Source organism: Tritonibacter scottomollicae, assembly GCF_032924845.1.
In the GTDB taxonomy this organism is placed as follows: Bacteria; Pseudomonadota; Alphaproteobacteria; order Rhodobacterales; family Rhodobacteraceae; genus Epibacterium; species Epibacterium scottomollicae.
Genome location: NZ_CP136704.1, coordinates 1 through 18366, shown reverse-complemented (window position 1 = coordinate 18366; position 18366 = coordinate 1). Strand labels below are relative to the sequence as shown.

Below are 18366 nucleotides of genomic sequence, written 5' to 3'. Positions count from 1 at the left end.
CCCAGCGCTGATTTAGCGTTGCTTGATCTTACGCACCATCGGATCATCTCTCATCCAATCAACTAAGGTGATCTGGTGTGAGGAATAAAACTCCTGCAACCACTCAAACGCACTGGTAATCTCATAGTTTTCTACGAACAGTTCTTCGTTGCGGTCGCGAGTTACGTATTTCGTCGCGTAGAGACCTCCGGGCGGCAGGGGCCCGAGTGCTGCCTTGATCCGGTCATGCATGGGCTTGCCTTGAGCGTCATAGCGTTCAAACACTTCAGGGGTGGCTTGGAGAACATAATTCTCGATCTGCAGCTCTGCTGGCATGGGCTTTGCTTCGGTAAGATTGCGCATATCGAGCGATGACAAAACCGGTGACATCATGCCCCAGCCATGTCGCTCGGACCAAACGATCAGCTCGCCAAAGTTCCCAAAAGCGATGGTATGCGTGTCATCCTTTAGATCGCGATCACCACCAAAAACATACGACATAAGCGGTTCAAACGGCTCTGGATCGACTAGGTGCAAGCGCCCCATAGCCAACGAAGTAAATCCATAGCTTCGCCAAACATCCAATAAAAGCTCCGGCAACCGCCCCTGCCAGCGAGAGATAATACCGGGGTCAACAGGCGTCGCATCTGTTGGCACTTCGCCAATTAACATTTGGAGCTCGGTCATAATGCAACTTTCTGAAATGTCTCAACTAGTGGCCTCAAAATCAAACCACATCGTCCGACGCATAAGAACTAATTCGACCGCGTGCAAGCCTGAGCCCCTCGACGAAACTCTGACCCTGTTGATTGTCACTGAGAGCTGAACCGGTATTTTCACCGAGATTTGATTCACCCTCAGTTATGCGTCCTAGTTTATAACGCGGTCAATGTTTTGGTCTCCTTCCCTGTTTTCTTTGCAGCCTCCGAGCTTGCTTTGAAGCGGAAGCTGTCGTTGCCAGTTTCCAGGATGCGCGGGGCGCTATTGCACAAATCAGCTAACAGCCAGAGTTCCCCTTTCCCCGGACACACTTACACTGCCAAAACGCCTCGTTTGCTTCCACAGTGCTTCCACGGACCTCGAGGCGGAAACGCAAGAAGCGCCACATGGGGCGCTAGTGAATTGATATTTCAGTATATTTTTGATTGCGGGAGCGCGCATTGGTCACTGTTCCATCCCAACAGGAGGGGAGAGTGCGAGACCTCACTTGCTCCAAGTCCAATGAGGTCCGGAGTCAGCCCAACCACGACATTCATCCGAGGTGCAGCGAAATCTCTGCCGCATGCGCAAAGGGTTTCCCGAAAGCTGCCATTCAGCAAGCGGCGCCGCAGTGCTCCAGAACAGCTTGCGCGAAATCGAGCTGATGAAGGTTTTTTCGTTGCAATGCAGCGAACCAAGGCGCCCGCGCGAACCCCTGCGGTGTCATCATCCGAGCTTGAGCGTAATCGGCTACAGACCTCTCTAAGGTCAATCCACATTGGCGTGCCTCGCGCACTAGATTGATTACCTCAGCTTCGGTCAAAAAGGTCAAACTCGTGGTTTCAGTGCTTAGGATTTCGTTCAAATGCAAACGAAGCCGACGTACAAATCTCCGCTCACGCTGAGACCGGAAAATCTGCCGAAGTTGCTCCGTCACAATCAATGCAGAGTTTCCCTCGGTAACGGGCAAAGCCTCGCGAGGCGCACTCAAACGGGCTACATGCCAGCTCCCACTCGAATCCATAAAGCTAAAGGAAGCGATCATGGCTTGGCGAGACACGAATAGCCGTCCGAACTCGGCAAGCTCTCCTCGGGTCAGCGCTTCAAACAAACCGAACAGGTATAGCCCTTCCCAAAACCGGAAATAGACCCAGTTGCCCGCTTCGTCTTTAAGACGAATAAATTGACGCAGGTGTGCTTTCACTTCCGTCAGATCATTGTCAGAGCAGAGAAATAGTCCCGTCAAACCACGCTCCGCAGCGAACTCATTAGGCGTGCGCGTGAACAGTTCGCGCACTAAAGCCGTTTCAGAAGCAAGTTCCACCAGCCATGGCGCTGCGGCTCCGAGATCTTCAGAAGCCTGCCCCTCAAACAAGCAGGTATGGCGCAATCCTGAATCCGCAAGGCGCTCAGGCAAGTTCTGCTCACGCGCGGCGTCAAGCACGACAAAGCAGCCGGAAGAGCTTCCCCATAGAGTAGAATGAACAGCATCCGGAGCCGTTTTTTTGGGATGGATTCCAAACTGCGCATCGAGAAACCCCGCCTCAATCGGTGGATCAATATGGACTGCGCTAGCTATTTGCGGACTCTTGTGAACCGGCGGCTCAACATAAGCGAGACGCACAGGATCTTGGGGATGCAACTCCGACAGGACCGCAAGAAGGTCCCAATTACCGTAGCCAGTTTGCAGCCAGTCCCTCAGAGCAACGGGCGGTCTCGTCAGTTGAATGGTGCCAACTGCAATACTCTGAGTAGCGCACCACCGCCGAAGTACGTCCAAAGCCTCACTTGGACGTGACGCGACCACGACAGCGGTATTTTCCCGCGCACTCTGTATCGAGCAGTCGATGATCCAGATTGAACCTTCGTTCGGGACATGGTTGGGTTGCATAATCGCCTCCCCAGACGTTAGATGGGCTCTATATTAGTTTAGCTAACCACCAAGGATAGCGTATGAATTTCTCTGACCAAATTAATGCAGACCAAGATTGTCTTACCTGCCAGCAGGGTAACTTATTCCTTGCCGATATGAGCACCGAAACGCAAGGCAAGCTTCAATTTTCCGGCATCGTCAACGGCAAGGACACCCAAACACTACCTGTACGGCGAGTCTTCCAGCTGGAGAACTCTGCGCAAGGCACGGTGAACCAGCTCGAGTTTAATATCGGCAATGAGACGATGACGGTGATTCCCGATCTTGGTGAGTTCCCGGTCGGCATGCCAGAGCAACTCAAGAGCGCGATCGGGATTCCTGACGAGGCCCCACCAGAAATCCCCGCGGTCCCCTACCACCCCAACGGCGCGGAGGCTTTGACAGTCTTTAGGGAAAGTACATTTATCAATTCGCCTGAAGTACAAGCATTGGCGCAAGTGGATCCCGCACAGCATCGAAATTTGCTGTCTGCCTATCGAAAGATGAACTTTGCCTATAATTTCACAGACTTCCCCATTTTGCACACTTCGGAGCTGATCCGCGAGACTGGAAGACTGGACAACCGTTTGAAAATGGCGGCTCACGAGTTTGAACTGACAGGGCGTAGTAGCGATATCTTATCGCAGAAAACTGAGCGATACCGCTCTATTCTAGAAGCCGAACAAGCACGCCGTGAACAGCCTGAAGGGGAGGGAATTTTCATCATCGCCCTGAAAGAGGGCTGTTTGGCGGCCAATATGCCAAACGGTCCCGGCCTCAAAGAAGACTTAACACCTGCACAAGAAGTTTCCCTTGCCGATTGCCTCGCCGAAGCGTTCGAAGTGGACTGGGATGCTTATATCGAGTCTGGCAGGTTCGATGACACCTTTAGATCTTCTGTAGTTACTGAAGCACTGCATACTGGAGCAGGAACGATTGCTGATTTGGGATCTGCCGCAGCTGATCTAAATCAGGCATTCATGAACTCGATAAGCGGGCGTACAGCGCGGCGTTACCTCCGCACCCCGCCGAGCTTTGAAGAATGGATTCGAATGCATCGAACGTTCCTACGCGAAGTCATGTCTACAGAATATGAGATCAAGGTCCGAAACGGTCAAAAGCATGTGGTGTTCGCAGGAAGGGCCACGCTGCGCGCGCATCTGACCCGTAGTAGATATCCCATGGAAGGGTTTCGAGTAATCGATGCTGTTGCCCGCGACACGCAGCGTGGCATCTGGAGCACTGTCAAAGGAGCCTTTGCCGGCCGTATCAATCGAGTCTTTCTTGCCTTCGCATGTTTGGTGGAAATCAAAAGCTGGTGGGAGGCAGAGCAAGAAGATTGGGCGAATCTGATCTCGCGACTGACAATCGTCGTAGTGACGACGGCTTTCGCAACCTTTCTGGCAGTGTGCATGGCGGGAATTTTCTTCGCCAGCGTACCATTTGTTGTCGGCGGGATCATCATTGCTGGCGCAGCATTTGCACTATCCGTCGCTATGACAATTGCGGTGGACATCTATCAACTAAGAGACAAACTGGCGAACTTCATCCGTTTCGTTGGGCGAGCGATATTCAATAGTTTAGCCAATGTCTGGAATTCAATCCTTGGTGCTCGCAATGCTGTCTAAAACTGTATCAGACAAAAATTCTGCGGACTGCAGCACAATCGTAGAGTATCAAGCGACTTCTGACCTCGGACGATACGTCTTGAGCCTGACGGTTGGTTATCCCGGCTTCTGCATCCCATTCTTTATTTATGCGAGTGATCCTGCGAGGATTATACCAGCGTGCGCTATTATTTTCTTTGTTCTCGCTTCCTGTGCCGAGCGGCTCTTTCCAAATGCAATTTTACGTCAGATAGTTGCCTTGCCAATAGCATGCATGGGCCTATTTTTGATGTCTATTTTTGTTCTTACCATTATGTACGCGGAGCGAATGACGCCACTCATCGCTTCAGTTTTCGCTCTTTGTGCGGGCGGATCACTTGTGGTGAACTTCTTAATCATTCGCCGCCTCACCCCAGAAAGTAGCGTTACTGTAGCTGTGGACTTTGGATTATTGCGTTTAACCAAGCGCGGCATCAGCGTATCCCCACCTTGGACTTCAAGTCTTTTTGTTCCATTTTCTCGATGGGAAAATTACTTGATCAATACTATACGGCTTTTGGTTGGTGCGGTCTGGGCCTATGGCGTTCTCGTACAAGGGCCATATGTTTATACTTCGGTCGGGATACAGGAACGTTGGCCAATGGCCTTCGCCCTTCTCGGGTTTCCTCTAGCCTTTTTCTTGTCTTGGATTTGGTATATCCCCTTTCTCTGGCACTGTCAGGCATCGCCGGGACCTCTCATTCAAAAAGCTCGCCGGAACGCAGCGCGCGCCACGCGTGAGGCAAAACTGGAAGCAGAGCAAGAAGCCAAAGATGCCCGCAAAAAGCGCACCCGCTCTGAAAGATCCTGAAGCAGACCGTATTGCTTTCCGGGATGTGACATTTAGGGTTAGAATTGTCTGTCCAAACTTTTAGTTTAGACAGCTGCACTCCCTCACGACACTATTCTGATCTATGTTTTATCGGGTTGTTTTTTGAGGTTGAGGACGTCGAAGACAAGCTAGAATTAAATTGGTCCAGCACTCAACTTGAGCCTCTGCTCCCGACGCCTCCTTGAAGAACTCCAAGGTTAGTTCCGTCCCGCACCCCTGCCGTTCAATGAAGCTTTCAAGCTGCACCTGCGGCGAAGGTCTGCTCCTTCCATTGCTCTTGCAGCGAGGAAGCATCGCCCAGATGGCAGACACCCAGACTTTGCAAAGGGCGCTATCTGCGCTTCACGGACGTCCGACCATGGCGCAGCGAAGCATTGCTCGCTGGCAGCCCACTCGACCGAAGCGACCGGCCCGGAGCCGACCTTAGATTGAGGTCGAGATGCTGCAACGCAGCCTTGCCTAACCCGACATTCACCCAGTCTGGGTGATTAGGTATTGTGATCGTAGATTCGCCCAGTAAGTTACGACTGAAAGCAGCGAGAAAGTGAGATTGATTGGAATCCCGGCCAAGGATTTAGGGATAGCTTCCGCCTTCTTGGCAGGAAGGGAGCCAATCGTGGTACAATTCAAATTACCGACTTTCGATTTCAGCAAGGGATCTACATCCTCTACGATGAGTACGGACCATCGTATGTCGGCCTGACGAGATCTCAGGGTTTAGGGAAACGCCTCAAAGATCATTTGGATGATCACTTATCTGGGAAGTGGGACCGATTTTCGTGGTTCGGCTTTCGCCCTATAGGTCAGGCGAACATTAAAAGCGGAATATTGAAATTGGGTCAGCCTCCAGAGGACTTAACCGATGACACCAACACTACGATCGGTGATCTTGAGGCTTTGCTCATCCGCGCGATCGGCCCCAAGAGAAACACTGCTTATCCCTCATTCAAGGGCGCTGATGAATGGATACAGATAGAGTACGAAGAGCAAGAAAGATATTTGGAACGAATAGTCTGATGACGGCCCACTGCCGCCGCTCACCAGTGAAGCCTTTGCCGCAGTGCAGCTTCACCAGACCAGCCGTTCGTGCATCGCACAGCATTTCGGCGGCTTGATCGTCGGTCAGCGGACGAAACGGCCTTGCGAGTTGGTCGTACCGCTGGTTCCGGGTTGTAAGGCAAATTGGCCGCCTCTGAATATTGAGACCCAGGGATTTCGCGGATGTAAGTTTGCCTAATTTGAGAGGACGACTTTTTCTAGAGCGGCGGCCCAGTCCTCGAGATGGTTATCATAGTATGGCCCCTGTTCCGATTTGAATGTCACGATGCCGTCACCGTCCAGCACATAAAGCCGTTCTGGTTCTCCAGCATAATCCGCGTTTATTCGATTGTCTGGCCAATCAAGAACAACCGGATTCTCGAATTCGTATGCGCTTCGCCAGTTATTGGCTACTTTGGCACGGTCCTCCAAATTGATGGTCTGGGCATACATTACTCCGGCCGCTCTGTTTGATTCAGTGTTCCATCCATCTGTTGGATGCGCCTCCAACACATAGACAAACACAAACTGAACCCGTCCATCGTAGTGTTTAATCAGTTGCTTCATCCTATCTGATTGGCGACGGAAAACCGGGCATGTGTAACACCCAAATATCAGCGAGACAGGTGCGCCACGAAGATCGGAAAGGTCCAGAAGTCCGGAAGAGATACTTCCTTCGGCGTTCAGAGTGTGAGCGGCAAAATTGGGTGCAGGTTCGCCCTCTTGTGCAAGACAGTTGTCCTCTTGGTCTGCAGCCGTTTTTAGGTAGTCGCGGAATTCAGATTTGCTCAAGCCCATGGTGTCTTTGAAATCGGCTTCCGACATGTCATCCATCTGGTCCCGCATTTCGAATGCAATTCTACTCATAGAAACATCCCTCCTGACCCACACAATAGCAGGAACCGACGCCTACCTGAAAGGTATGTCACCGAAGGCGACATCTGAGTATGACGCAGCATTCAGTAGGTTGGGCTCTTCTCGGCCATCCTCTGTGTGAGGTACGAATGCCTGATACCGGGCGTCGCTACCGTTCATTGCGGCGCCTCTGAACTCACACACTGCGGACAAGGACGAAGTTGACTGTCGTAGGATTGGAGAAAATGTCCGCTGCCCTGTTTTCAAGCCGTCGGTACCGAAACATACGGACTTTAAGGGGCACTAACTTAGCTTGGCAATGGCAGTCGCAAATACCTGATGACCGTAAAGCGTTCCGGCTGCTGCCCGGCGCTTGTACTCAGCGACAAGGCCGCAAAACAGCTCCTCACCGATCTCGCCCCGCTCAAGCATCCGCTTTGCAGTTTCTTCGACCCAGGGCAGCATTTGTTCATTGTCCGCAACTGTTCGGCTTTGGACATCAAAATCGGTCACTTCAAAATCGGTCGCTGTCATCAAAGAACGCATTTTCGCGACGATATGTGGGTCAGTCACAAACTCGTTGACGAAGGCGCGTGCGCATGCGTCGAGCGGATCGTTCGCGCTGTTGCTCAGGCTAGCTTTTGAAAAGTCCGCATCGCACACCACAAGACAACCATCCGATTTAAGAACACGCCGCGCTTCTTGAAGAAGCGGAACGGGGTCCACCACATGAGTCAGGACGGTATGCATTATGAGGTTGCAAACCGAATGGTCATCAAGTGGCAATGCAGTCCCGTCCGCGACTTCAAAGGTTACATTGGTGTGCTGTTTCGCGCGCTCTCTGGCCTCCCTAACAAAGCCAGAGGATGGTTCGAAGGCCATGACCTGTTCAGGCTCGGCCTTCGCTGCAATCCGCCTGGTAACAGCACCGGCACCAGCCCCGACCTCGACGGTGAGGCTGCCTTCCGCAAATTTTAATTTCGAAAGGTACGATGCAACGATGCTCTCCATTTTGGGGTCGGATTGTCTGGCATCCATCGAGTCAGCGAATGCTGCAATGAATTCCTCGCCCGCTGCGTCTACGTCCTGAAAAGGATCGGCCATCAAAAAAGGTTCCCCTTAATGCAATCAAGTTCACGATAGCAGACTTTCATGATTGGCGCAGCATCATGAAGATTGGACTCAGAGCCGCCTTGCGGCGATGCGGCACCCAGATCTTGGCATGGCAGATGCTTGCGCCGGCTACTAGATGCCCCCAGTCAGCCCAAAGTGACCGGTGCGAAGTGAGGTTGGTTGTTGTTGCCGCACATGCACAAACCGCGCCTCAACTTCGCGGAACCTGACATTCAAGCTCTCAAACGCGGCTTCGTGCCTTCAATGTCGGCAGTGAGCCCATGTTGACCATTAATGTGCCTGCGCCTACCATTGGTTGAGGTGGCGATATTTACCTTTGGAGCACCATGTGTTTGATCATGTCGAGTATTCCGTAAGCGATTTCTCAGCTGCTCATCAGTTCTATGTTCCCATTTTTGAAGCGATTGGCGCGCGTGTCGCGTTCTTGGATGAGGATGTCGGCGAATTAGGCATAGAAATGCAGGGTATCGTTCAATTCTTGATAACCAGGGGCGAGCCTACCCACCCTAAGCTTCATATTTGTTTCAAGGCGTTAAACAAAGACTCCGTTCAAAAGGCCTATAGTGGCGCAATTGCTGGAGGCGGCATTTGCAACGGTAAGCCGGGTTATCGTGACCACTATGCACCAGGCTACTACGCTGCGTTCGTGCATGATCCGGATGGGCACAATGTCGAAATTCTCTTTCGAGAGAAGTTGCAGTCAACTTAGTTCCTACTGATTAGTCACAATCGCGCACGTCCACAAACACCCGCTGGAAACGAGGATGTCGGCTTTGTCCGCACTGCAGACGTCCGACTTTCCGATTTCGCTGCACGATGCAGGAATGTCCGCAATTCCGAAAACTTTGTCACGATTGATCAGATGCGTGTATGCTTTCCAGTAGGGAGGAAGCTCACCAAATGCGCCAGCTCATATCAAACGGAAATCCCATGGAGGAAGTCGTTGGCTTCAGTCGCGCGGTTCGTGTTGGTCCTTTCATTGCGGTAGGGGGAACCGCGCCTGTAGATGCTCAGGGCAAGACAGTTGGGGTCGGAGATGTATTCGCCCAGACCACCCAGTGCTTTGAAATCATCAAGGCCGCTCTCGAACAGGCGGGGTCTGGTCTTCATGACATTGTGAGAACGCGGGTCATTCTGACGGATATCGATGACTGGAAGGAGGCCATTGAGGCGCGAAAGAAATACTGCGTCGATGCCCGTCCAGTCGATACGATCATGGCGGTCACGAGGTTCGTTAACCCGGAATGGTTGGTCGAGATCGAAGTTGATGCAGTTGTTCCCGAAGATAGATAGAGCAAAAGCCCATGTGTATTTGTCGCCGGGTGCCCAATGCTGAGGTTTGACGAGGAAACGACGCGGCTTCTGGATATCGTCTATCAAGGTGCAGATATCACGCGCAGACGACAAGCGTCATTCGACGCTCTTCGTCCCGCAGCGGGCGAAACAATTGTCGACATTGGCTGCGGGAATGGCTTGCTGACATTAGAACTTGCCAGAGCGGTTGGATCAGAGGGCAAGGTAATCGGAGTTGATCCCAGTCGCGACATGCTCGGCCCGGCCAAAGAGCGGTGTAGGACGTTTGACTGTGTTGAAATCCTGACGGGCACCGCCAATAGTTTGCCAATTGAGACCGGAACGATGGACAAGGCTGTCTCGGTTCAGGTCTTCGAGTATCTTGACGACATCCCCGGAGCAATCGCTGAAGCTAGCCGAGTGCTGAAACCCGGCGGCAGACTTGTGATCGGCGACATTCATCTCGACAGTCTGGTGTGGTTCAGCGACGAGAAGGATCGTATGGACCGCATGATCGCGTCTTGGGATCAGCATTTCACACAACGCGACGTTCCGGCAATTTTGCCGTCTATCGCGCGAGACGCAGGCTTTATCGTCGAGGGTGTCGCTCCACTAACGACATGTGATCACGAGCTGAAGCCGGACGGGCTTGCGACGATGATGATGCAATTGATGGCCCGATATGCTGTCGACAATAGCCACGTTCCCGCCGAGGAAGCCGCGGCGTGGCTGGCGGAGCAAAAGACATTGGCTGCCCAAGGCCGCTTTTTTTATGCGCTGACCCATTTCGTCGTAAGCGCACGAAAGAAGTAGCCATCAACCCGCACCGTACATCATGAGTCTTTGCAGCGTCGAAATCATTGGTTTTGGCCAGCCGCCCAAAAGCTGTCACTGGCGCACTTGCAGCGAATGCACGCTTTGTCCGCTTTGCTGACGTTGGTGCGCAGCGCAGCATGTGGGTTTCGTTCGGTCAGGGCCTGAATGGCCGCTTTTGCCTGTCTGGAACGAAACCTTAGCGTCGGCAGCGAAGGTCTGCTGTCCGCCGCATCTTTACGAAGGCCCCGCATCTGTCCCCTGCGAGATCTGCGCAAGACGAGCCTGAGCCTCTGGCTCCCACTGCTCTCGCAGGCCACGGACATATTCCGTATCGTCCTGCAACTTTTGGCGTTCTTTGGCCAGAGCTCGTTTGACGGTACGTGCGACCAATTGCGCAATTCGCGTGATCATTCCTATCGCAGGATGGATTTGCTTCCGCTTTTCCGCCCGCAGGTCACCCGTTTTCGGTGCCGCCGCTCCCCAAACCAAGCCCGCTTTCCGATCCGTCGCTTCTTCCTGCCAAAGCAGCGCGCCCTCAGCAACCAGCTCCAAACCAGCTTCAACGGCCTCTGAGATGATCTCCGCTTCCGCGACTTTCAGCTGCACCTGCGTTACCGCGTCTTCCAGTTTCTGCTCTTCCACCTGGCGCGCAGATTGGGCGGTAATACATGCCGCTGCCTCTTGGGCGCGATGTTGTTCCAGCGACTGGACCTCTGCGACAAGGCCGCATTCGCGCCTTCGCAGGTCGGCCATCTGTACAATTTCATCACGGATGACCTGATCCCAATTCTCACCACCAACAAGAATCTCGTTGGCCTTTGTGCGGCCCAAATCAACATGCCCCAGATCCCCACCGCGGCGTTCATCTTGGAACCTAAACCGGCGCAGCGTATGAGGCCAAAGCCCAGAGAACCGCAGAACGATGGGTGGCTTTTTCAGATTGACAGGCTGGGCTTGGGTAAACTGGGGCTGTACGGTCATCTTACTGCTCGGATCTATTTCTCTGATCCGAGTCTCCGCGAAGACGAAGAAAATCCCGATATACTTTTTTTGATTTTGTGAGACTTGTACTCACTAGGCAAGTTGCAATCCCAGGCTGAGCCCTAGACTTACAACTTACCTGTTCGCGAGGGGGATATGCGCACCATCGCCCAGACGGATCTGGAAGCGCGGGTCCTGAACGCCCTGACCCATCACCTGATGGATCCAGACGCACTTGCGATCTTTTGCGAGACCTATGCAGAAGAACGCAACCGGCTGCGCCGGGAGGCTGAGGACGCGAGAGAGACCCTAGAACGCAGCCTCACCCAGACCAAACGCGATCACCAAAAGCTGGTGGATGCGATCATCGCAGGTGTGCCGGCGGAGCAGGTCAAAGACCGGATGATCGAGCTGGATCAGCAACGGCAGCAGCTCGAGCGCAGGCTTTCCGCCTCCCCTGCCCCGGATCCGATCCTGATCCATCCGTCGATGGCGGTGACCTACCGCGAACGGGTGGCGGTGGCGGCATCGCCAAAGTCTCCAAATCGGCCTTCGGCTGTTCCTCCGCGCGCAATAAGGGCAAAGCGGTCTGCGCCAATATGCGCACCATCGCCCAGACGGATCTGGAAGCGCGGGTCCTGAACGCCCTGACCAATCACCTGATGGATCCAGAGGCACTGGCGGTCTTTTGCGAGACTTATGCCGACGAACGCAACCGGCTGCGCCGGGAGGCCGAGGGCGCGAGAGAGACCCTGAACGCAGCCTCGCCCAGACCAAACGCGATCACCAAAAGCTGGTGGACGCGATTATCGCAGGTGTTCCGGCGGAGCAGGTCAAAGACCGGATGATCGAGCTGGATCAGCAAAGGCAGCAGCTCGAGCGCAGGCTTTCCGCCTCCCCTGCCCCGGACCCGATCCTGATTCATCCGTCGATGGCGGTGACCTACCGCGAGCGGGTCGCGGCATTGATTGCGGGTCTGGGGAGAAGCGCAGAGATGCCTGCAGCCAAGGAGGCGCTGCGGGCTTTGGTGGATCGGATCGTACTGATGCCGGCTGCGGGGAGCACGGGCGTGGAGATCGAGTTGGAGGGGGATCTTGCGGCGCTGTTGCGGGTGGCGATGGGGTCTGAAGCGGTCATCCAAACGCCAGCAACCGCGCACTCTGTTGAGGCGCGGCTGGAAGGTGCTGATATTGTTAGAGAATTAGTATTGGTTGCGGGAGTAGGATTTGAACCTACGACCTTCAGGTTATGAGCCTGACGAGCTACCTGGCTGCTCCATCCCGCGGTGTTTGTTTTTTTTGTTTTCGTTTTGAGAGTATTGGGGTTCTTATTAGGTTTGGCGGTGCCCTACTCTCCCACACCTTAAGATGCAGTACCATCGGCGCAACAGCGCTTAACTTCCGGGTTCGGGAAGGGACCGGGTGTTTCGCTTGTGCTTTGGCCACCAAACCGAATAAGAACCCCGCTAGACTTTTTTTGTCTAGCAAATCAACGTTTTGACCTTGTTTTTAGGAGGTCAACGAGTTGTCCAAGTTTTGTGTATGCGTTTTTGGTGTGGCTGTCTTTTACTGGATCAGATCAAGCCAATCGGGCGATTAGTACCGGTCAACTGAATGCATTGCTGCACTTACATCTCCGGCCTATTGACGTGGTGGTCTTCCACGGCCCTCAGGGATACCTTGTTTTGAGGGGGGCTTCCCGCTTAGATGCCTTCAGCGGTTATCCTTTCCGAACATAGCTACCCAGCACTACCGTTGGCACGATAACTGGTCCACCAGTGGTTCGTTCACCCCGGTCCTCTCGTACTAGGGGCAACTCCTCTCAAGTATCCTACACCCACGGCAGATAGGGACCGAACTGTCTCACGACGTTCTAAACCCAGCTCACGTACCTCTTTAAACGGCGAACAGCCGTACCCTTGGGACCTGCTCCAGCCCCAGGATGAGATGAGCCGACATCGAGGTGCCAAACACTGCCGTCGATATGGACTCTTGGGCAGTATCAGCCTGTTATCCCCGGCGTACCTTTTATCCGTTGAGCGATGGCCCTTCCACTCGGGACCACCGGATCACTATGGCCGACTTTCGTCTCTGCTCGACTTGTCAGTCTCGCAGTCAGGCTGGCTTTTGCCATTGCACTCAACGAGCGATTTCCGACCGCTCTGAGCCAACCTTCGCGCGCCTCCGTTACGCTTTAGGAGGCGACCGCCCCAGTCAAACTACCCGCCACGCAGGGTCCCGGATCCAGATAATGGACCGCGGTTAGACATCAAGAGTGCGAAGGGTGGTATCTCAAGGATGGCTCCACAGGAACTAGCGTTCCTGCTTCAATGCCTACCACCTATCCTGCACATCACAATCCTGATGCCAGTGCGAAGCTGTAGTAAAGGTGCACGGGGTCTTTCCGTCTAACCGCGGGAAGCCTGCATCTTGACAGGCAATTCAATTTCGCTGAGTCGATGTTGGAGACAGCGGGGAAGTCGTTACGCCATTCGTGCAGGTCGGAACTTACCCGACAAGGAATTTCGCTACCTTAGGACCGTTATAGTTACGGCCGCCGTTTACCTGGGCTTCAATTCGGAGCTCTCACCCCTCCTTTTAACCTTCAGGCACCGGGCAGGCGTCAGACCCTATACGTCGTCTTGCGACTTCGCAGAGCCCTGTGTTTTTAATAAACAGTCGCCACCCCCTGGTTTGTGCCCCCGGATTCCACTTGCGTAGGACCCGGGCCTCCTTCTCGCGAACTTACGGAGGTATTTTGCCGAGTTCCTTCAACATCGTTCTCTCAAGCGCCTTGGTATTCTCTACCAGTCCACCTGTGTCGGTTTAGGGTACGGTCTGATGGAGGGCTATTTCCAGGGACTACTTAGCAGCCCGCCCAATCCGATAAGGGCAAACTACCTTCGCAATCCGTCACATCCTCCTGGCCTAGGAATATTAACCTAGTTCCCATCGCCTACGCCTTTCGGCCTCGGCTTAGGGGCCGGCTTACCCTGCTCAGATTAGCTTTAAGCAGGAACCCTTGGACTTTCGGCGAGAGTGTCTCTCACACTCTTTGTCGCTACTCATGTCATCATTCTCGCTAGTGATCTCTCCACGGGATCGCTCACGCGCCCGCTTCATCGAAAGCTCCTTGCGTCCAATCCTTCCCGAAAGAAGGTAAGGACGCATGGAACTATGTCACACTACGCTCTGCTACCATGCACTATGTGCATCCTCGGCTTCGGCTCATGGCTTGAGCCCCGTTACATCTTCGCCGCAGGACGTCTTATTTAGACCAGTGAGCTGTTACGCTATCTTTAAAAGATGGCTGCTTCTAAGCCAACTTCCTGGTTGTTTTGGACATCCCACCTGCTTTCCCACTTAGCCATGAATTAGGGGCCTTAGCCGGAGGTCAGGGTTGTTTCCCTCTCCACTACGGACGTTAGCATCCGCAGTGTGTCTGCCATCTAGTACTCCCGGGTATTCGGAGTTTGGTTAGGATCAGTAAGCCTGTGGGGCCCCATTACCCATCCAGTGCTCTACCCCCCGGGGTATTCGGATGACGCTCTACCTAAATAGATTTCGCAGAGAACCAGCTATCTCCGAGTTTGATTGGCCTTTCACCCCTAGGCACAACTCATCCCGACCTTTTTCAACAGGTGTGGGTTCGGACCTCCAGTGCGTGTTACCGCACCTTCATCCTGGTCATGCCTAGATCACTCGGTTTCGGGTCTGATCCCACGAACTCATTCGCCCTATTAAGACTCGCTTTCGCTGCGCCTACACCTAACGGCTTAAGCTTGCTCGTGAGACCAAGTCGATGACCCATTATACAAAAGGTACGCTGTCAGCCCTCAAGGGGCCTCCAACTGATTGTAGGCGTTCGGTTTCAGGTACTGTTTCACTCCCCTCGTCGGGGTGCTTTTCACCTTTCCCTCACGGTACTGGTTCGCTATCGGTCAGTAAGGAGTACTTAGCCTTCGGGGGTGGTCCCCCGATCTTCAGACAGAATTTCACGTGTTCCGCCCTACTTAATACGTCCTTCAGAGCTTCCCATACGGGGCTGTCACCCGCTATGGCCATGCTTCCCAACATGTTCTGGTCACTCATCAGGCTCGGCTGGTCCGCGTTCGCTCGCCGCTACTAACAGAGTCTCTATTGATGTCCTTTCCTCCGGGTACTTAGATGTTTCAGTTCCCCGGGTTTGCTCTTATAAACCTATGTATTCAGTCTATAAGTACCTGATTAAGCCGGATATAAGCAGCAACCGAAGTCGCTATTATATCAAACTTTCAGGTGGGTTGCCCCATTCGGAAATTCATGGGTCAAAGCCTATTCTCGGCTCACCATGACTTATCGCAGAGTATCACGTCCTTCATCGCCTCTTACTGCCAAGGCATCCACCAAACGCCCTTCTCGCGCTTGATCTGATCCAGAAAGAGACAGCCATGCGGCTATCGTGACCTGACAGCTGGTAAGTAGCCAGGTCTCTGTTTCTGAACCAAAAAGCATACTTTCCCGCTCTTCCCTTCAGTGCCTGTGATGTCGATCTCAGGCGAAGAGAAGAACAATGCATGATCGGGTAGATCATGCGGGTTAGTGTACTTGACTTGGACAACTACTGTCGTTTCAGGCAGGCATACATCCGGGCGTCTGAGGAAACATGACGGATCCGGTGCTGTCCACGAGCAAGCTCGCTTCACCTATCTGAGGTCGTTCCCACACTCGGGAGGACCAACAGTGTTGTTGATTTTTCTCTCTAAACGATATCAAGGCAATCATATGATTGCCGCAGTGTCCGATTGGACGTTTGAACCACCTGCGCTGAGGTGTCTCAAAGGTCTAATCGAACTCTTTGATTATTTGGATGAAGAATGGTGGGTCGAGGAGGACTTGAACCTCCGACCTCACGCTTATCAGGCGTGCGCTCTAACCACCTGAGCTACCGACCCATTCTTGTTAGGGCCGTTTGCAAAGTGGTGGAGCCTAGGAGGATCGAACTCCTGACCTCCTGAATGCAAATCAGGCGCTCTCCCAGCTGAGCTAAGGCCCCTTGCTGAACCTAACCAGTTGGTAAGGTCCTGACATTTTCTGAAGAGATATGAGGACGGCTCGGTCCTGATGTGACCAGCTTTGTTTGCTGATCTTCTGCTAAGTGTTCCACGAACTTGAGTGCAAGCACTCAAAGCTGCCAGGAACATCCTTAGAAAGGAGGTGATCCAGCCGCAGGTTCCCCTACGGCTACCTTGTTACGACTTCACCCCAGTCGCTGATCCTACCGTGGCCGCCTGCCTCCCCGAAGGGTTAGCGCAGCGTCGTCGGGTAGAACCAACTCCCATGGTGTGACGGGCGGTGTGTACAAGGCCCGGGAACGTATTCACCGCGTCATGCTGTTACGCGATTACTAGCGATTCCGACTTCATGGGGTCGAGTTGCAGACCCCAATCCGAACTGAGACAGTTTTTTGGGATTAACCCATTGTCACTGCCATTGTAGCACGTGTGTAGCCCAACCCGTAAGGGCCATGAGGACTTGACGTCATCCACACCTTCCTCCCGCTTATCACGGGCAGTTTCCCTAGAGTGCCCAGCCGAACTGCTGGCAACTAAGGATGTGGGTTGCGCTCGTTGCCGGACTTAACCGAACATCTCACGACACGAGCTGACGACAGCCATGCAGCACCTGTCACTAGGTCACCGAAGTGAAAGCCAAATCTCTCTGGCGGTCCTAGGATGTCAAGGGTTGGTAAGGTTCTGCGCGTTGCTTCGAATTAAACCACATGCTCCACCGCTTGTGCGGGCCCCCGTCAATTCCTTTGAGTTTTAATCTTGCGACCGTACTCCCCAGGCGGAATGCTTAATCCGTTAGGTGTGTCACCGAATAGCATGCTACCCGACGACTGGCATTCATCGTTTACGGTGTGGACTACCAGGGTATCTAATCCTGTTTGCTCCCCACACTTTCGCACCTCAGCGTCAGTATCGAGCCAGTGAGCCGCCTTCGCCACTGGTGTTCCTCCGAATATCTACGAATTTCACCTCTACACTCGGAATTCCACTCACCTCTCTCGAACTCTAGACTGATAGTTTTGGAGGCAGTTCCAGGGTTGAGCCCTGGGATTTCACCCCCAACTTTCCAGTCCGCCTACGCGCGCTTTACGCCCAGTAATTCCGAACAACGCTAACCCCCTCCGTATTACCGCGGCTGCTGGCACGGAGTTAGCCGGGGTTTCTTTACCTGCTACAGTCATTATCTTCACAGGCGAAAGAGCTTTACGACCCTAAGGCCTTCATCACTCACGCGGCATGGCTGGATCAGGCTTGCGCCCATTGTCCAAGATTCCCCACTGCTGCCTCCCGTAGGAGTTTGGGCCGTGTCTCAGTCCCAGTGTTGCTGATCATCCTCTAAAACCAGCTATAGATCGTAGACTTGGTAGGCCGTTACCCCACCAACTATCTAATCTAACGCGGGCCGATCCTTCTCCGATAAATCTTTCCCCCGAAGGGCGTATAAGGTATTACTCACCGTTTCCAGTGGCTATTCCTTAGAGAAGGGCACGTTCCCACGCGTTACTAACCCGTCCGCCGCTCCCTCCGAAGAGAGCGCTCGACTTGCATGTGTTAGGCCTGCCGCCAGCGTTCGTTCTGAGCCAGGATCAAACTCTCAAGTTGAAAGCAACTTGCGTTGCTATCCTTGACGTTCGAACCTCTGCACATCACTGGTTGCTTTAACAAAATCACTCGAACACGGGGGTCCAAGTAACCTGCGATCTGACCCGGCTAGGAACCAGAATTGCAACCAATTATTCTCTGTCTTTCGTGCTTCAGTACCAAAGGTACAGAAAGCCGAACAAGACAGTGAAGCTGACACTACATCATCGAACTTGCGTCCTAGTAGCGTTGATATACAGACGTTGATCCATCGAAATGAACCAAACCGCCCACATATCTCTTCAGTCATCCAACAATGTCAAAGAGCAAACACTCAGAGCCCAAAAGCAGACCGTCGCGCAAAACTAAGAGCGCCACCGCCTAATCAATCTCCGAAGTGCCTCAGTCTTCCCTGAGCGCCAAATCGTCTTTCCGACCCGTCAAAACCATCCGTTCCTGCGTCGCCGCCGCCCCGTCCAGTCTGTCACCGTAGCGCCTCAGCGCCGCCGGTAGAGGGGGTTCTAAGGTTAGACCCAATGAGCCGCAACCC

The 18366-nt window shown here is 53.4% G+C and carries 12 protein-coding genes, 3 tRNA genes, 3 rRNA genes and 1 pseudogene; 7 read left to right on the top strand and 12 right to left on the bottom strand.

The features are described from left to right. Nucleotides 1-12 precede the first annotated feature (12 nt). The 3 genes and pseudogenes from R1T40_RS00800 to R1T40_RS00790 form a co-directional block, all read right to left on the bottom strand. Nucleotides 13-666: a GAD-like domain-containing protein gene (locus R1T40_RS00800; RefSeq protein WP_317385518.1), complete on the bottom strand. Its 654-nt coding sequence runs from the start codon at nt 664-666 to the stop codon at nt 13-15. Nucleotides 667-854: 188 nt separating this feature from the next. Beyond that, nucleotides 855-953, bottom strand: a pseudogene (locus R1T40_RS00795) (ATP-binding protein); the annotation flags it as partial. A gap of 338 nt (nt 954-1291) precedes the next feature. Continuing rightward, nucleotides 1292-2569 carry a DUF4123 domain-containing protein gene (locus R1T40_RS00790; protein WP_317385517.1) on the bottom strand — a complete coding sequence of 426 codons (1278 nt, stop codon included), beginning with the start codon at nt 2567-2569 and terminating at the stop codon, nt 1292-1294. A gap of 62 nt (nt 2570-2631) precedes the next feature. On the opposite strand from R1T40_RS00790, the gene R1T40_RS00785 reads away from it, so the two are divergent. Both R1T40_RS00785 and R1T40_RS00780 read left to right on the top strand, forming a co-directional pair. Continuing rightward, nucleotides 2632-4218, top strand: a complete 1587-nt coding sequence (locus R1T40_RS00785) for a hypothetical protein (protein WP_317385516.1) — start codon at nt 2632-2634, stop codon at nt 4216-4218. A 79-nt stretch (nt 4219-4297) separates the two neighbouring features. After that, on the top strand, nt 4298-5047 hold the full coding sequence (locus R1T40_RS00780; RefSeq protein WP_317385515.1) for a hypothetical protein: 750 nt from the start codon (nt 4298-4300) through the stop codon (nt 5045-5047). 1254 nt (nt 5048-6301) lie between these two features. On the opposite strand, the gene R1T40_RS00775 is transcribed toward R1T40_RS00780, so the two are convergent. Then, the gene (locus R1T40_RS00775) at nt 6302-6973 is read right to left on the bottom strand and encodes a deiodinase-like protein (protein ID WP_317385514.1); all 672 of its coding nucleotides are present in this window, start codon (nt 6971-6973) and stop codon (nt 6302-6304) included. Nucleotides 6974-7264: 291 nt separating this feature from the next. Further along, entirely contained in the window at nt 7265-8065 is an 801-nt protein-coding gene (locus R1T40_RS00770) for a class I SAM-dependent methyltransferase (protein ID WP_317385513.1), read from the bottom strand. A gap of 358 nt (nt 8066-8423) precedes the next feature. Here R1T40_RS00770 and R1T40_RS00765 point away from each other — a divergent pair, with 358 nt between their 5' ends. The 3 genes from R1T40_RS00765 to R1T40_RS00755 all read left to right on the top strand — a co-directional run bounded on the left by R1T40_RS00765 (nt 8424) and on the right by R1T40_RS00755 (nt 10201). After that, a complete protein-coding gene (locus tag R1T40_RS00765) occupies nt 8424-8804 on the top strand; it encodes a VOC family protein (RefSeq protein ID WP_317385512.1) in 381 nt (126 codons plus the stop codon). Nucleotides 8805-9025: 221 nt separating this feature from the next. Continuing rightward, nucleotides 9026-9388: a Rid family hydrolase gene (locus R1T40_RS00760; protein ID WP_106165696.1), complete on the top strand. Its 363-nt coding sequence runs from the start codon at nt 9026-9028 to the stop codon at nt 9386-9388. Between the two features lie 36 nt (nt 9389-9424). Beyond that, nucleotides 9425-10201 carry a methyltransferase domain-containing protein gene (locus R1T40_RS00755; protein WP_317385511.1) on the top strand — a complete coding sequence of 259 codons (777 nt, stop codon included), beginning with the start codon at nt 9425-9427 and terminating at the stop codon, nt 10199-10201. A gap of 237 nt (nt 10202-10438) precedes the next feature. Here R1T40_RS00755 and R1T40_RS00750 read toward each other — a convergent pair whose 3' ends face one another. Beyond that, the gene (locus R1T40_RS00750) at nt 10439-11185 is read right to left on the bottom strand and encodes a hypothetical protein (protein ID WP_317385510.1); all 747 of its coding nucleotides are present in this window, start codon (nt 11183-11185) and stop codon (nt 10439-10441) included. Nucleotides 11186-11341: 156 nt separating this feature from the next. Here R1T40_RS00750 and R1T40_RS00745 point away from each other — a divergent pair, with 156 nt between their 5' ends. Continuing rightward, nucleotides 11342-11827 (top strand): hypothetical protein, encoded by a 486-nt coding sequence (locus R1T40_RS00745; protein WP_317385046.1) that lies wholly within the window; start codon nt 11342-11344, stop codon nt 11825-11827. Further along, nucleotides 11785-12033: a hypothetical protein gene (locus tag R1T40_RS00740; protein ID WP_317385045.1), complete on the top strand. Its 249-nt coding sequence runs from the start codon at nt 11785-11787 to the stop codon at nt 12031-12033. Before R1T40_RS00745 ends, R1T40_RS00740 begins: the two co-directional genes overlap by 43 nt. A gap of 360 nt (nt 12034-12393) precedes the next feature. On the opposite strand, the gene R1T40_RS00735 is transcribed toward R1T40_RS00740, so the two are convergent. From R1T40_RS00735 to R1T40_RS00710, 6 genes are all read right to left on the bottom strand, one after another. After that, a tRNA-Met gene (locus R1T40_RS00735) sits at nt 12394-12470 on the bottom strand. Between the two features lie 49 nt (nt 12471-12519). Further along, nucleotides 12520-12634: ribosomal RNA gene (rrf, locus tag R1T40_RS00730) — 5S ribosomal RNA — on the bottom strand. Between the two features lie 125 nt (nt 12635-12759). Next, nucleotides 12760-15594 (bottom strand): 23S ribosomal RNA (locus R1T40_RS00725). A gap of 447 nt (nt 15595-16041) precedes the next feature. Next, nucleotides 16042-16118 (bottom strand) — tRNA-Ile (locus R1T40_RS00720). Nucleotides 16119-16143: 25 nt separating this feature from the next. Then, nucleotides 16144-16219 (bottom strand) — tRNA-Ala (locus R1T40_RS00715). A 154-nt stretch (nt 16220-16373) separates the two neighbouring features. Continuing rightward, nucleotides 16374-17837 (bottom strand): 16S ribosomal RNA (locus R1T40_RS00710). The 16S, 23S and 5S rRNA genes sit together here with 3 tRNA genes alongside, the layout of an rRNA operon. Nucleotides 17838-18366: the final 529 nt, after the last annotated feature.

What these genes read in the sequence shown, in the direction of transcription:
- R1T40_RS00800 (WP_317385518.1), bottom strand. Translation starts at nt 666, where the DNA reads ATGACCGAGCTCCAAATGTTAATTGGCGAAGTGCCAACAGATGCGACG.
- R1T40_RS00790 (WP_317385517.1), bottom strand. Translation starts at nt 2,569, where the DNA reads ATGCAACCCAACCATGTCCCGAACGAAGGTTCAATCTGGATCATCGAC.
- R1T40_RS00785 (WP_317385516.1), top strand. Translation starts at nt 2,632, where the DNA reads ATGAATTTCTCTGACCAAATTAATGCAGACCAAGATTGTCTTACCTGC.
- R1T40_RS00775 (WP_317385514.1), bottom strand. Translation starts at nt 6,973, where the DNA reads ATGAGTAGAATTGCATTCGAAATGCGGGACCAGATGGATGACATGTCG.
- R1T40_RS00770 (WP_317385513.1), bottom strand. Translation starts at nt 8,065, where the DNA reads ATGGCCGATCCTTTTCAGGACGTAGACGCAGCGGGCGAGGAATTCATT.
- R1T40_RS00760 (WP_106165696.1), top strand. Translation starts at nt 9,026, where the DNA reads ATGGAGGAAGTCGTTGGCTTCAGTCGCGCGGTTCGTGTTGGTCCTTTC.
- R1T40_RS00755 (WP_317385511.1), top strand. Translation starts at nt 9,425, where the DNA reads ATGCTGAGGTTTGACGAGGAAACGACGCGGCTTCTGGATATCGTCTAT.
- R1T40_RS00750 (WP_317385510.1), bottom strand. Translation starts at nt 11,185, where the DNA reads ATGACCGTACAGCCCCAGTTTACCCAAGCCCAGCCTGTCAATCTGAAA.
- R1T40_RS00745 (WP_317385046.1), top strand. Translation starts at nt 11,342, where the DNA reads ATGCGCACCATCGCCCAGACGGATCTGGAAGCGCGGGTCCTGAACGCC.
- R1T40_RS00740 (WP_317385045.1), top strand. Translation starts at nt 11,785, where the DNA reads ATGCGCACCATCGCCCAGACGGATCTGGAAGCGCGGGTCCTGAACGCC.